The organism is Leeuwenhoekiella obamensis, assembly GCF_055391795.1.
The window spans coordinates 3,277,313-3,289,904 of sequence record NZ_AP029251.1; the positions used below are offsets into that span (position 1 = coordinate 3,277,313).

General features: G+C 39.5%; 13 protein-coding genes. 10 read left to right on the forward strand and 3 right to left on the reverse strand.

Annotated features, from left to right (window positions below):
* Window positions 1-5: 5 nt before the first annotated feature.
* Window positions 6-2,210 carry a PepSY domain-containing protein gene (locus ACZ5L8_RS14505; RefSeq protein WP_464438382.1) on the forward strand — a complete coding sequence of 735 codons (2,205 nt, stop codon included), beginning with the start codon at window positions 6-8 and terminating at the stop codon, window positions 2,208-2,210.
* A gap of 3 nt (window positions 2,211-2,213) precedes the next feature.
* On the opposite strand, the gene ACZ5L8_RS14510 is transcribed toward ACZ5L8_RS14505, so the two are convergent.
* Together ACZ5L8_RS14510 and brnQ are read right to left on the reverse strand one after the other, a co-directional pair.
* Window positions 2,214-2,777: a hypothetical protein gene (locus tag ACZ5L8_RS14510; protein ID WP_464438383.1), complete on the reverse strand. Its 564-nt coding sequence runs from the start codon at window positions 2,775-2,777 to the stop codon at window positions 2,214-2,216.
* Window positions 2,774-4,045 carry a branched-chain amino acid transport system II carrier protein gene (gene brnQ, locus ACZ5L8_RS14515; protein WP_464438384.1) on the reverse strand — a complete coding sequence of 424 codons (1,272 nt, stop codon included), beginning with the start codon at window positions 4,043-4,045 and terminating at the stop codon, window positions 2,774-2,776. The genes ACZ5L8_RS14510 and brnQ overlap by 4 nt, the downstream gene beginning before the upstream one ends.
* A 40-nt stretch (window positions 4,046-4,085) precedes the next feature.
* Between brnQ and ACZ5L8_RS14520 the strand changes: the two genes are divergently transcribed.
* Together ACZ5L8_RS14520 and ACZ5L8_RS14525 are read left to right on the forward strand one after the other, a co-directional pair.
* Entirely contained in the window at window positions 4,086-4,856 is a 771-nt protein-coding gene (locus ACZ5L8_RS14520) for an alpha/beta fold hydrolase (protein WP_464438385.1), read from the forward strand.
* 119 nt (window positions 4,857-4,975) lie between these two features.
* Window positions 4,976-5,227 (forward strand): hypothetical protein, encoded by a 252-nt coding sequence (locus ACZ5L8_RS14525; RefSeq protein WP_464438386.1) that lies wholly within the window; start codon window positions 4,976-4,978, stop codon window positions 5,225-5,227.
* Here the strand turns inward: ACZ5L8_RS14525 and thiL are convergent.
* Window positions 5,224-6,276: a thiamine-phosphate kinase gene (thiL, locus tag ACZ5L8_RS14530; protein WP_464438387.1), complete on the reverse strand. Its 1,053-nt coding sequence runs from the start codon at window positions 6,274-6,276 to the stop codon at window positions 5,224-5,226. The two genes, ACZ5L8_RS14525 and thiL, sit on opposite strands and share 4 nt — an antisense overlap.
* Window positions 6,277-6,465: 189 nt before the next feature.
* Between thiL and ACZ5L8_RS14535 the strand changes: the two genes are divergently transcribed.
* The 7 genes from ACZ5L8_RS14535 to ACZ5L8_RS14565 all read left to right on the forward strand — a co-directional run bounded on the left by ACZ5L8_RS14535 (window position 6,466) and on the right by ACZ5L8_RS14565 (window position 12,592).
* Window positions 6,466-6,795 carry a HesB/IscA family protein gene (locus tag ACZ5L8_RS14535; protein ID WP_464440969.1) on the forward strand — a complete coding sequence of 110 codons (330 nt, stop codon included), beginning with the start codon at window positions 6,466-6,468 and terminating at the stop codon, window positions 6,793-6,795.
* Window positions 6,796-6,848: 53 nt separating this feature from the next.
* Window positions 6,849-8,294, forward strand: a complete 1,446-nt coding sequence (gene sufB, locus ACZ5L8_RS14540; protein ID WP_464438388.1) for a Fe-S cluster assembly protein SufB — start codon at window positions 6,849-6,851, stop codon at window positions 8,292-8,294.
* A 1-nt stretch (window position 8,295) separates the two neighbouring features.
* Complete coding sequence (locus ACZ5L8_RS14545) at window positions 8,296-8,676, forward strand: hypothetical protein (RefSeq protein WP_464438389.1); 381 nt, start codon at window positions 8,296-8,298, stop codon at window positions 8,674-8,676.
* Between the two features lie 54 nt (window positions 8,677-8,730).
* Window positions 8,731-9,480, forward strand: a complete 750-nt coding sequence (sufC, locus tag ACZ5L8_RS14550; protein WP_464438390.1) for a Fe-S cluster assembly ATPase SufC — start codon at window positions 8,731-8,733, stop codon at window positions 9,478-9,480.
* A gap of 34 nt (window positions 9,481-9,514) precedes the next feature.
* Window positions 9,515-10,828, forward strand: a complete 1,314-nt coding sequence (sufD, locus tag ACZ5L8_RS14555) for a Fe-S cluster assembly protein SufD (RefSeq protein WP_464438391.1) — start codon at window positions 9,515-9,517, stop codon at window positions 10,826-10,828.
* 45 nt (window positions 10,829-10,873) lie between these two features.
* Entirely contained in the window at window positions 10,874-12,103 is a 1,230-nt protein-coding gene (locus ACZ5L8_RS14560) for an aminotransferase class V-fold PLP-dependent enzyme (protein WP_464438392.1), read from the forward strand.
* A gap of 96 nt (window positions 12,104-12,199) precedes the next feature.
* Window positions 12,200-12,592: an META domain-containing protein gene (locus tag ACZ5L8_RS14565; protein ID WP_464438393.1), complete on the forward strand. Its 393-nt coding sequence runs from the start codon at window positions 12,200-12,202 to the stop codon at window positions 12,590-12,592.

The window sequence follows — 12,592 nt, forward strand, 5'->3', positions numbered from 1 at the left end:
GCTTTATGATATTATCACTATGGAGATACAGTCACCTTGCTTTGGCTGTATCTTCTTTTTTATTCATACTTGTCGCTGCGCTTACGGGTATTGTTTTGGCCTTTGAGCCAGTGCAACATGCTGCGCTAGATCATGATGTGGTAAATGCATCATCATTGCCAGTATCTCAGGTGATAGACACGCTAAAATCTACTTATGATGAGGTTTTGAGTCTTGAGGTAGATGAAGCCGGTTTTGTGCAGGCTTCTGTGTTGAGTATGGATGGCGATAGTGGTGATTTTTATATTGATCCCCTTTCGGGGAAAAAACTAGGCGAAATCCCAAAGCAAGCCGAGATCTACCAGTTTGCAACGAGTTTACATCGCAGCCTTTTTCTTAAAGGTATCGGTAGATTTTTTGTTGGCCTGGCTTCATTTTTATTGTTTTTAATAAGTGTAACAGGGCTTATTCTTATAATCAAAAGACAACAAGGCATTCGCGCGTTTTTTGATAAGATCATTAAAGACAATTTCTACTCATATTGGCATATTTATCTGGGGAGATTATCACTTATTCCTATTATAATCATAACGCTTACGGGTGTTTATCTTTCGCTGCAGCGTTTTGAAATTGTACCCAATGTTCTCATAGATCATGACTATGATTTTGGGCAGTTGGCAGAAACGCCTGAGCGCCAATTAGCAGATTTCCCTGCGCTTCAGAATATCATGCTTGATGATGTTCGTTCTATTGAATTTCCATTCAGTTTTGATGTTGAAGATCCTTATAAAATAAGACTGACAGACAAAGAGATTCTGGTAAATCAGTACACCGGTGAGATCATTAGTGAAGTCAACTATCCGCTAATCAATATTCTGTCGCATTACAGCACGGTTTTACATACCGGTCGTGGCAGTGTTCTGTGGGCGATCATTTTGGCGGCAGCCTGCATCAGCATTCTGTTTTTTATCTATTCTGGTTTTAAGATGACGTTTATGCGCCGCAAGGGTCGCATCAAGAATAAATACAAAGCGACAAACAGCGAGATCGTGATTCTTGTGGGTTCTGAAACGGGAAGTACTATGGCATTTGCGTCGTTGTTTTGTAAGGCGTTGATCAAAGAAGGTAAGAAGGTTTTTGTTACGCAGATGGATAAATATCAGGCTTTCGCTAAAATGGAACAACTCATCATTTTTACATCAACCTATGGTGATGGCGAGCCGCCAGCAAATGCAAAAAAATTCATCTCCAGATTGAAAGCAACAGATCCTGCAAAATCCTATAAGTATAGTGTTGTGGGCTTTGGTTCTCTGGCATATCCTAGTTATTGCAAGTTTGCTTTTGAAGTTGATGACTCGCTAAGATCGTCTGGAAATGCAGCAGAATTTTTAAAGCCTTACACCATTAATAATAAGTCTTGGGAAGCTTTTGATCAATGGGTAGATCAGTGGAGTGAAAAAATGGGAATTCATGTAGATGTTCCTAGAGAGAACGATGCGACAAAACCACGAAAAACTCCCAAGAAGTTTAAGGTTCTTAGTAAAACCACCGCACAAGAAAGCGCAGACGATACTTTTTTGATTTCGCTTAAAGCGGAAAAGAAAACCAAATTTAAGTCGGGCGATTTGCTTGCGATCTACCCGCACATGGAAACACACGAGCGCTTGTATTCAATAGGAAAAGATGCTGATGGTGAGATCTTGCTGAGTATAAAAAGGCATGAATTTGGGTTGTGCTCTAATTATCTCAACGATATTAAAGTGGGCGATTCAATTGATGCGGTTAAGGTTAAAAATCCAGAGTTTCATCTTAAATCCTCGCAAAATGCAATTATGATCGCTACCGGGACGGGTATTGCGCCTTTCTTAGGGATGATCCAAGATAACGAGCAGCGCAAAAATATTAGCTTGTATTGGGGTGGTCGTAACGAAGAGAGTTTTGCACTTTACAAAAACCGAATTGAAGATTTTCAGGCGAGTGGTAAACTGCAAAATTTCATTCCGGCATATTCGCGTGTGGGTGCTGAGAAAATCTACGTGCAACATCTAATTGCGCGAGATGGAGCACTTTTCGCGGAAGCGTTAAAAAAAGGCTCTATTTTGCTTATTTGCGGTTCTATTAGCATGCAACGCGAGGTGATCGATGCATTGACTAAGATCTGTGAAGAAAACGGTTTAAAACCGCTTAGTCATTATCAAAAACGCGGTCAGGTAAAAATGGACTGTTACTAGAGGTTAGCGCGCAAATTCTTCAAGCGCTTTGAGCTCTTTATAGACTTTGTCTTCCCAATCTATCGTTGCGTTTAAGTTGACACCGCGGTTAGTTGCATTGTTGCTTTGCTTCTGCATTTCGCGGCATTTTGCCCAGAAAACCGAATACACTTTTTGATAAGAATCAAAGTCTTGCGTTTTGTAAGCTTTGAGTTTTTCAAACTCCTTACGCATCATCCTTGCGTGCAATTCTGCAATGTCAAATTTTAATTGCTGGTTACGCAACAGCGCATCTTTTTCATCAGAAACCCACGATTTATCCGCATGAAAATACGTCGCGACATCCAGGTCTTTATAGTTCACGATATTGTTGTTTTCATCAACCATAATACTTGCTGGCAGGATCTCTATGCTGTAGATCGTTTCGGCGTCACCTAGAATGGTTTCTTCAGGTTTTTCACCCATAAAATCATTCCATTTCAGTTGTTGTTCATCGTTCCACTCGATAAGAATTGGGTTGGTTTTGTTTTGGCTTAAAGCCAAAAAATGAAAACTCAAACAAACGATAAGCGTACTGATCAATCTCATGAGGCCTGTGTTTTTTTGTTCTTACTAGATTGAATGATCGCAGCGATGATAAATGCGATGATGGCCGGGAGTAACCATCCTAGGCCAAGACCGCCCAGCGGCAACCTATCACGAATGTCTTGTGCTATGTTGAAGCCGGCCATAAAATCTGGAATGCTAAAAATAAAAACAGTAACGATCACCGTTCTAAAAACTAATGGTGTGTTTAGTGATTTTGGCAGCAGATTAAGCAGTATTAAAGCGATCGTTATAGGATATATGAAGTAGAGCACTGGCACGGCTACGTCAATGATAAAACTAACTTCAAATTGTCCAATAAGGACTCCTAACAAACAACCTAGAATTACCGTGATCACGTAAGCGTTTTGTGATCCTTTGCATAATTCTTTGACAAAATCTGATGTTCCTGTTACAATTCCTGTTGCGGTAGTTAAACAAGCAAGTGTCATTAAGAACGACAGCATTAATCTCCCGCCGCGACCTAGCGTGTCATAACTTATAAAAGACAAAAGATCTGTATGCGAATTAAAATCTCCCTCATATAAATGCCCTATAAAAATGAGTCCGGCATAAACGGCTAATAGACCTAAGCCGGCAAGAATGCCACCAAACAAAATAAGCTTTTGCTTGCGCTCATAATTTTTGGGATGTTTTAAGTTTAGCGAAATGATGATCACAGCGCCCACTACAATCGCCGCAATAGCGTCAAAAGTTTGATAACCTTGCAACAGACCTTCGCCAAAAGTATTATCGTAAACCGAGTCTGCAGTAGGAATCTCATCACCAAAACTCGCAACACCAATGATCGCTACAAGCATGAGCAAAAGCGCCGGAGTAATATATCTTCCTAAAATATCAAGCAATCGCGAACGATTTAAAGCAAAGAACATCACGATAGAAAAATAGATGGAGCTAAAAAGTAAACTTCCCCAATCTAGATACGGCTCAAACGCCATCTCATAACTCACAGAAGCCGTGCGCGGCGCAGGAATACTTATAGAAATAGAATAAACCAGAATCCCAAATATCAAACTGAAAACCGGGTGGACTTTTTTGCCAAAGTCCATTAAAGTGCCTTGTAATTTTGAGTGCGCAGCAATCCCCAGAATAGGAATTATTACCGCAGAAACCGCAAAACCAATGGTCGCTAAACTCCACTCAGCGCCAGCTTCATGGCCTAAAAATGGCGGAAAGATCAAATTCCCAGCGCCGAAGAATAGCGAAAAAATAGCAAAAGCGGTGATGATCGTTTCCTTGTGTAATCTCATGTGTGGCGGTAAATTGCTGCCCCGAAAGATAAGAGTAAAAATGACGATAACTTACAAAGACACAGAAGTATTTTATACAGTAGAAGGAGAAGGAAAGCCCGTTGTTTTTCTGCATGGATTCTTAGAAAATCATACGATCTTCAATAACATAGCGCCAGATCTAGATGGCGTTAAGGCGATTAAAGTTGATCTCCCGGGGCATGGCAAAACTCCCGCTTTGCCAGGCGATAACACCATGGACGAAATGGCAACTATCGTTCATAAAATTTTGCAGGCTGCTGGTGAGAACTCGGCCTATCTCGTGGGGCATTCTATGGGCGGTTATGTAGCTTTGGCTTTCGCCAAAAAGTTTACCACTCAAACTACCGGTGTCTTTTTGATGAATTCTACACCATATCCAGACACAGAAGAGCGCAAAAAATTAAGAATGCACGGTGTGAAAGTAGCGCTGAAAAATTACAGACCGTTAGTAAGTATGTCTGTCGCAAATCTGTTTTCAAATGAAAGTAGAGCGCAATTTCCTGATGAAATAGAGCAAGCAAAACAAGAAGCTTTAAAAACACCAGAAGAAGGATACGTTGCGAGTCAAAAAGGGATGATGCAGCGTGAAGATCTTGTAAGTTTCTGGAAAAAAGCAACTTTCGAAAAAGCGATGCTTTTAGGAGAAAAAGACACTTTAATTGACGCTTTTGCGCTTAAAAATGAGTTTTTAGGTGAAAATGTGGACGTTACGATCACCGATGGCGGCCACATGAGCTATATAGAAAATTTAGAAACTGTTAATAAAAGCCTAAAGAAATTCCTGATTTGATAATGTTTGTGGTGTTATAATGATAATTTTATCATAATTTTTTCAGCAAAGTGTTTTTTGGCGTTTTTTTGATTCTTTCATGGATTTTTTTAAATTCATCAATCCCAAGTTCAAACAAAATGACAGAAGTAAAAACCCTTAAAAAGCGTTCTTCGCTGCTGCAGAAATTGCAGTGCAAAATTTTGGGGCATTCGTATCAATTGCTTCGCAAGTATCACACAGATGATCTGGAGTATGAATGCAAATGCTGCAAAAAACAATTTACGTATGATGAATCTGGAGAACTTACTCCGTTAACACCAAGGTTGCGCCATCTTCATGAAGCCATGGAGGTTTTACAAATGCGCAGACCTGCTCGCACAGGTTCTTAATCTTCTTCTTGTAAAGCATTCCATCCACGAGCAATTATAGGAACAAGCGTTTCTGCTCTTGTTACCAGGTGGAGTCCTGCGTTTTCTTCGGTGATGTGGCCTATTACAGTAAGGTTAGGATTAGCTTTGATCTTATCATAATCACCTTGATCTACTGTAAAAAGTAACTCATAATCCTCGCCGCCACTTAACGCGATCGTAGTACTATCTAGTTTAAACTCTTCGCAAGTACTTATAAGCTGCGGGTCTAACGGAATTTTATCTTCATAAATTCTACATCCCATTTTACTATTTTTGCAAATATGGATGATCTCAGAAGAGAGTCCGTCGCTTATGTCTATCATTGATGTAGGTTGTACTTCAAGTTTTTCAAGAAGTTCTACAACATCCTTACGCGCTTCCGGTTTCAGTTGGCGTTCTACTAAATACGTATAAGGTTCAAGATCTGGTTGAGAATTTGGGTTAACCTTAAAGACTTCTTTTTCTCTTTCAAGAACTTGTAATCCCATGTATGCAGATCCTAGATCGCCAGAAGTAACGATAAGATCATTAGGTTTTGCACCATTTCTATAAACTACCTTTTCTTTTTCAACTTCACCTATTGCGGTAACAGATATCATTACACCTGTAGTGCTAGAGGTTGTGTCGCCACCTATGACGTCTACGTTATACGTTTTCGCCGCAAGGCCAATACCGGCATATAGTTCTTCTAGCGCCTCTAGCGGGAAACGGTTTGAAACTGCGATGCTCACGGTAACCTGTGTTGCTATGGCGTTCATTGCATAAACGTCGCTAAGATTAACGATGATAGATTTATATCCCAGGTGTTTAAGCGGCATGTAGCTAAGATCAAAATGTACACCCTCAACAAGAAGATCTGTTGTAACTACGATTTGCTTTTTGCTATGATCTAGTACAGCGGCATCATCGCCTATGCCTTTCACAGTGCTCTTTTGAGACAATGTAAAATGCTGCGTTAAATGATCTATGAGACCAAATTCTCCTAATTGTGATAATGGTGTGCGGCTTTGATCTTTGTCCTGAAACATAAATAGAATTTTGCCTGCAAAGGTAGTCACCGCTTTACAAACAAGCGATATTTAAATCACGTATAAGTTTGATTTATTTAAAATCTGTGGCACGATTCTTAAACTTTATAACAGCATAGGATAGATTAATGTAAGGTAGTATGGCTAAACCCTACATATATGATATATTTGCAACAATTATTAAAAGGTATGATAAAAGTAAGCGAACAGGCTAGAAAAAAGATCGTTGTCCTTATGGAGGATGAGGGTTTTGATGCGGTACAAGATTATGTGCGCGTAGGGGTGAAGAGCGGTGGATGTTCTGGTTTATCGTATGAATTAAAGTTTGATAAATCTGCCTCAGAAGAAGATAAGATATTTGAGGATAATGATATACGATTAATCGTTGATAAACGCAGCTTTCTCTATCTCATAGGAACCACGTTAGAATATAGCGGTGGCCTTAACGGCAAGGGGTTTGTTTTTAATAACCCTAACGCACAACGCACCTGCGGGTGTGGTGAGAGTTTTTCACTATAAAATTATAAGAATTATACCGGTCAAGCCGGAAATAACAATACCATAAAAGCTATATGGCATATACAGAGGACGATTTACAGAAGGAACTCGAGACCAAAGAATATAAGTACGGATTTTATACAGACATAGAATCTGACACTTTTCCGGTGGGTCTTAATGAAGATGTCGTACGCGCAATATCTCATAAAAAAGAAGAGCCAGAGTGGATGACAGAGTGGCGAGTAGAGGCCTTTAGACTTTGGGAGCAAATGGAAGAGCCAGACTGGGCTAATGTAAATTATGCAAAACCAGACTTTCAAGGCATTTCTTACTATTCAGCGCCATCTAAAAAGCCAAAATACGAGAGCCTTGATGAAGTAGATCCTGAGCTACTTGACACTTTTAAGAAGCTTGGTATTTCGCTTGACGAGCAAAAGAAACTTGCAGGCGTTGCAGTAGATGTTGTGATGGACTCAGTTTCTGTAGCAACAACCTTTAAAAAGACACTTGCAGAAAAAGGAATTATTTTCTGTTCAATTTCTGAGGCGATCAAAAATCACCCAGAACTTGTAAAAAAATATATAGGTAGCGTAGTTCCTAAGCGCGACAACTTTTATGCGGCATTAAACTCTGCTGTTTTTAGTGATGGATCATTTTGCTACATCCCTAAAGGCGTGCGTTGCCCAATGGAATTGTCGACATACTTCAGGATCAATCAGGCAGGTACAGGTCAGTTTGAGAGAACGCTTGTAGTAGCTGATGAAGGTAGTTATGTAAGTTATCTAGAAGGTTGTACAGCACCAATGCGTGACGAGAATCAGTTGCACGCGGCGGTTGTAGAGCTTATCGCTTTAGACGATGCAGAGATAAAGTATAGCACCGTTCAAAACTGGTATCCAGGTAATGATGAAGGTAAAGGTGGAGTTTTCAACTTTGTAACAAAGCGTGGCCTTTGCGAGAAAAATGCAAAGATATCTTGGACGCAAGTTGAGACCGGTAGTGCAGTAACCTGGAAATATCCTAGCTGTGTGCTTAAAGGAGATAACTCAATAGGAGAATTTTACTCAATTGCAGTTACTAATAACTTTCAGCAGGCAGATACAGGTACAAAAATGATTCACCTAGGTAAGAATACTAAGAGTACGATCATTTCTAAAGGTATCTCTGCAGGTAAATCTCAAAACAGCTACCGCGGTCTAGTACAGATCAACGGTAGAGCAGACAACGCGAGAAACTTCTCTCAATGTGATAGTTTGCTAATGGGTAATGAGTGCGGTGCACACACCTTCCCATACATTGAGGCAAAAAATAAAACAGCGCAAGTAGAACATGAGGCAACCACCAGTAAGATAGGTGAGGATCAAATTTTCTACTGTAACCAGCGCGGTATCGATACTGAGAAGGCAATTGCTTTGATCGTAAACGGTTTTAGTAAAGAAGTACTTAACAAACTTCCTATGGAATTTGCTGTAGAAGCTCAAAAACTTCTAGAGATTTCATTAGAAGGATCAGTAGGATAAGATGATTGTAAAAAGGTTTCTAGCAGTAGCATTTTTGCTTGTAGCATTGTCTGGCTGTCGCCAAAAGATCTCTTTTACAGGAGAGCCAGTTGAAGTGCGTGGTGCGTTCATGTATCAAGGAGATAGCATTAAAGTTCTGGAAACAGAAGAAGGCAATTTCTTGATGGTAGTAGGCGATGAGATGTCTGAAAAACTTGTGCAGCAAGTAAAAGGCTATCAGAAGAAATCTTCAGACTGGGTGCCGGTTTACATCAAGGCAAAAAAAGCACCTAGAGAGATAGATGCAGAAACTTGGGATACGATCATTAAGGTTACAGACATTATAGCTGTCATGCATCCAGAAGGGTATGATGAGCAAAATGGAAAAATACAAATAAGATAAACTAACGATAAATCAAGAGACAGAAACAAGAACAACGTCTCAAATAAATAGATTATGCTGAAAATTGAAAATCTTGTTGCAGGGATAGAAGGTAAGGATATTTTAAAAGGTATCAACCTTGAAGTTAATCCTGGTGAAGTTCATGCGATAATGGGACCTAACGGTTCAGGAAAAAGTACACTTTCTTCAGTAATTGCAGGTAAAGAAGAGTATGAAGTAGAGTCTGGAGACATTCTTTACAATGGTGAATCTATCCTTGAGATGGATGCAGAAGAGCGTGCACACGAAGGTATTTTCTTAAGCTTTCAATATCCTGTTGAGATCCCTGGTGTTTCTGTAACAAACTTTATCAAAACAGCTATCAACGAGACCAGAAAAGCTAAAGGTCTTGAAGAGATGCCAGCAAGCGACATGCTTAAAATGATTCGTGATAAGGCAGAGCTTCTTGAGATAGATCGCAAATTCTTAAGCCGTTCTCTTAATGAAGGATTTTCTGGTGGCGAGAAAAAGCGTAACGAGATCTTCCAGATGGCGATGCTAGAGCCTAAGCTTGCAATTCTTGATGAAACAGATTCTGGTCTTGATATCGATGCATTAAGAATCGTTGCAAATGGTGTAAACAAGCTACGTTCTAAAGACAATGCTGTTGTTGTGATCACACACTACCAGCGTTTGCTAGATCACATCGTGCCAGATTTTGTACACGTTCTTGTAAACGGTAAGATCGTAAAATCAGGAACTAAAGAGCTTGCTTACGAGCTAGAAGAAAAAGGATACGACTGGGTAAAAGCAGAACTAGCCTAAGGCATCTTAATCGCTAACTTTTTAAAAAGATTCAATGAGTCTAAAAGATAAACTTCTTTCTTCATACGTAACTTTCCAAGAGAACTTGGGAGTGGATAACGATATCCTTGATATTAAAGATGAGGCTATCAAAGAATTTGAAGAAAAAGGCTTCCCAACTAAAAAAGACGAAGCCTGGAAGTATACCTCGCTTAATGCACTTACTAAAGTAGATTATAGCCTTTTTCCTAAGGTAGATACAACTTTAGAATATAGTCAGGTTAAACAATACTTCATTCATGATATAGACAGTTACAAAATTGTCTTTATTGATGGTGTTTACAGCAGTCACTTATCACAAACCACACATGAAGGCGCAGATATTTGCTTGCTTAGCGCAGCGATGACTAAGCCTAAGTATAAGCCGGTAATTGATAAGTATTTTAATAAGATCGCAAAGACAGATAGTCTTGTTTCTTTAAATACGGCTTTCGCCAAAGAAGGTGTGTACATCTACGTGCCTAAGGGTAAAGCAGTAGATATGCCTATACAAATAGTGCATTTCTCAACAGGTAACGAGGCAAACTTAATGCTTCAGCCGCGCAACCTTATCGTTGTAGAAGAAGGTGCAGAAGTGCAGATCATTGAGCGTCACCAGAGTCTTTCAGAAAATCCTGTTTTCACTAATAGTGTTACAGAAATTTTTGCTGGAGACCGTGCCCTTGTAGATTATTACAAGATACAGAATGATAAAGAGACCGCTTCTTTAATTGATAATACTCACATTGAGCAGCATGCGAATAACGAAGTTGCGCTACATACTTTTTCTTTTGGCGGTAAGCTAACAAGAAATAACCTTAACTATTATCAAAGAGGTTCTCACAGTAACTCAATCTTAAAAGGAGTTACCATAATTGAAGATAAGCAGCACGTAGATCACAACACTTTAGTGCATCATACCCAACCAGATTGCGAAAGTCATCAGGACTACAAAGGTGTTTATGATGATAATTCTACCGGAGTTTTTAACGGTAAAGTGCTTGTAGACAAAGTAGCACAAAAGCTTAATGCATACCAGAGTAACAACAATATTCTTGTAAGCGATAAAGCGACTATTAACTCAAAACCACAGTTAGAGATCTTTGCAGATGATGTGCGTTGTTCTCACGGTTGTACCATAGGTCAGCTAGATGAAGACGCTTTATTTTACTTGCGTTCTCGTGGTATAGGTGTTAAAGAAGCGCGCGCATTGCTTATGTATGCATTTGCAAATACAGTGCTAGAGAGTGTGAAGATACCACAGCTTAAAACTAGAGTTAATAAGCTTATCGCAAATAAGATAGGGGTTAACATAGGTTTTGATATTTAATATTTCGCTGTAGCGAAAATTTCTCAAAAACGATTCCGCAAGACAATGGCAGCACGATCTGATTTTAATGTTGAGGCGATAAGAAAAGATTTTCCCATTCTTGAAAGAGAAGTAAACGGGAAGCCATTAGTCTATTTTGATAATGCAGCAACGTCACAAACGCCTAAGCAGGTAATAGATGTTATTGTAAATTATTATTCGCGTTATAATGCAAATATCCATCGTGGAGTTCATGCGCTGTCGCAAGAAGCTACAGATGCTTATGAGCAAGCCAGAGGCGTGATCCAGAAGCATTTTAATATCGCAAATCCTTATGAGGTGATCTTTACTTCTGGGACGACGCACGGTATTAATATGATCGCTTCGGGATTTGCATCTATTCTTGAAGAAGGCGATGAGGTCATTGTTTCGGCATTAGAGCACCATTCTAATATTGTGCCTTGGCAAATGCTTTGTGAAAAAACAGGTGCTGTTCTTAAAGTCATCCCAATGACACAGAGCGGCGAACTAGACATGAATGCTTTTGATAGCCTATTGTCTAGTAAAACAAAACTTGTTTTTGTAAACCACGTGAGTAATGCGCTGGGTACAGTAAATCCCATTGAAGAAATCATCCAGAAAACGCATGCTGCAGGTGGTGCGGTGCTTATAGATGGTGCGCAAGCTGCTCCACATATTAAGGCAGATGTGCAGGCGTTAGATGTAGATTTTTATGTGGTTTCTGGTCATAAAATGTGCGGACCTACTGGTGTAGGGATGCTTTATGGTAAAGAAGAGTGGTTGCAAAAACTGCCGCCATATCAAGGTGGTGGTGAGATGATAGATCAAGTTACTTTTGAGAAAACCACATACGCTGGCCTTCCGCATAAGTTTGAGGCTGGAACGCCTAATATTTGTGGAGGTATCGCTTTCGCGGAAGCGTTAAACTACATGAACGCCATAGGTTTTGAAACGATCGCAGCTTATGAGCACGAACTGCTAACCTATGCTACCGAGAAATTACTAGCGATAGAAGGTTTAAAGATCTACGGTGAATCTAAAGAGAAAACAGCTGTGATCTCTTTTAATGTGGGAGAAATTCATCCTTATGACATCGGGACAATTCTTGATAAACTGGGTATTGCGGTAAGAACTGGGCATCATTGTGCGCAACCTATCATGAGTTTTTATAATATTCCCGGCACGGTGCGAGCATCATTTGCATTCTACAACACAAAAGAGGAAATAGACGTTTTTATTGAAGCTTTGAAGAAGGCTGTACAAATGTTGTCGTAATTCTTTTCTTACTACCATTCACATTTGCGAAATTTGTGAAAGTGCTAGGCTTTAGATTGTTCATTTATAGCTAAATTCACTCCTAAAAAGCAAGTTATGAGAAGTTTATGTTTTGTGATTATCGCATGTGCGATTTTAGGAAGTTGTAAGAGCAAAAACGGCATTCAGCCAGAACCATCAGGAAAATTTGAAGTTAAACTCGTAGATAAAGATTCTATCTGGGATGGCCCTATGGAGATGATCTTTGATGAGGTTAATGACAAAGTTAGCGGTACAGCAATTTGCAATAAATACAGCGCAGATTACACACTTGCAAATGGGGGTATTAAATTTACACCAGCAAAGTCTACTAAGATGTTGTGTCCAGAAGGATCAACGCAAGAATACAGATTCTTAGAAGCTTTGCGCAACGCAACAACATATCAACTTAAAAGAGGAAGATTAAAATTATATAAAGATGAAATGCTTCTTCTTGTCGCAGAAAAATAG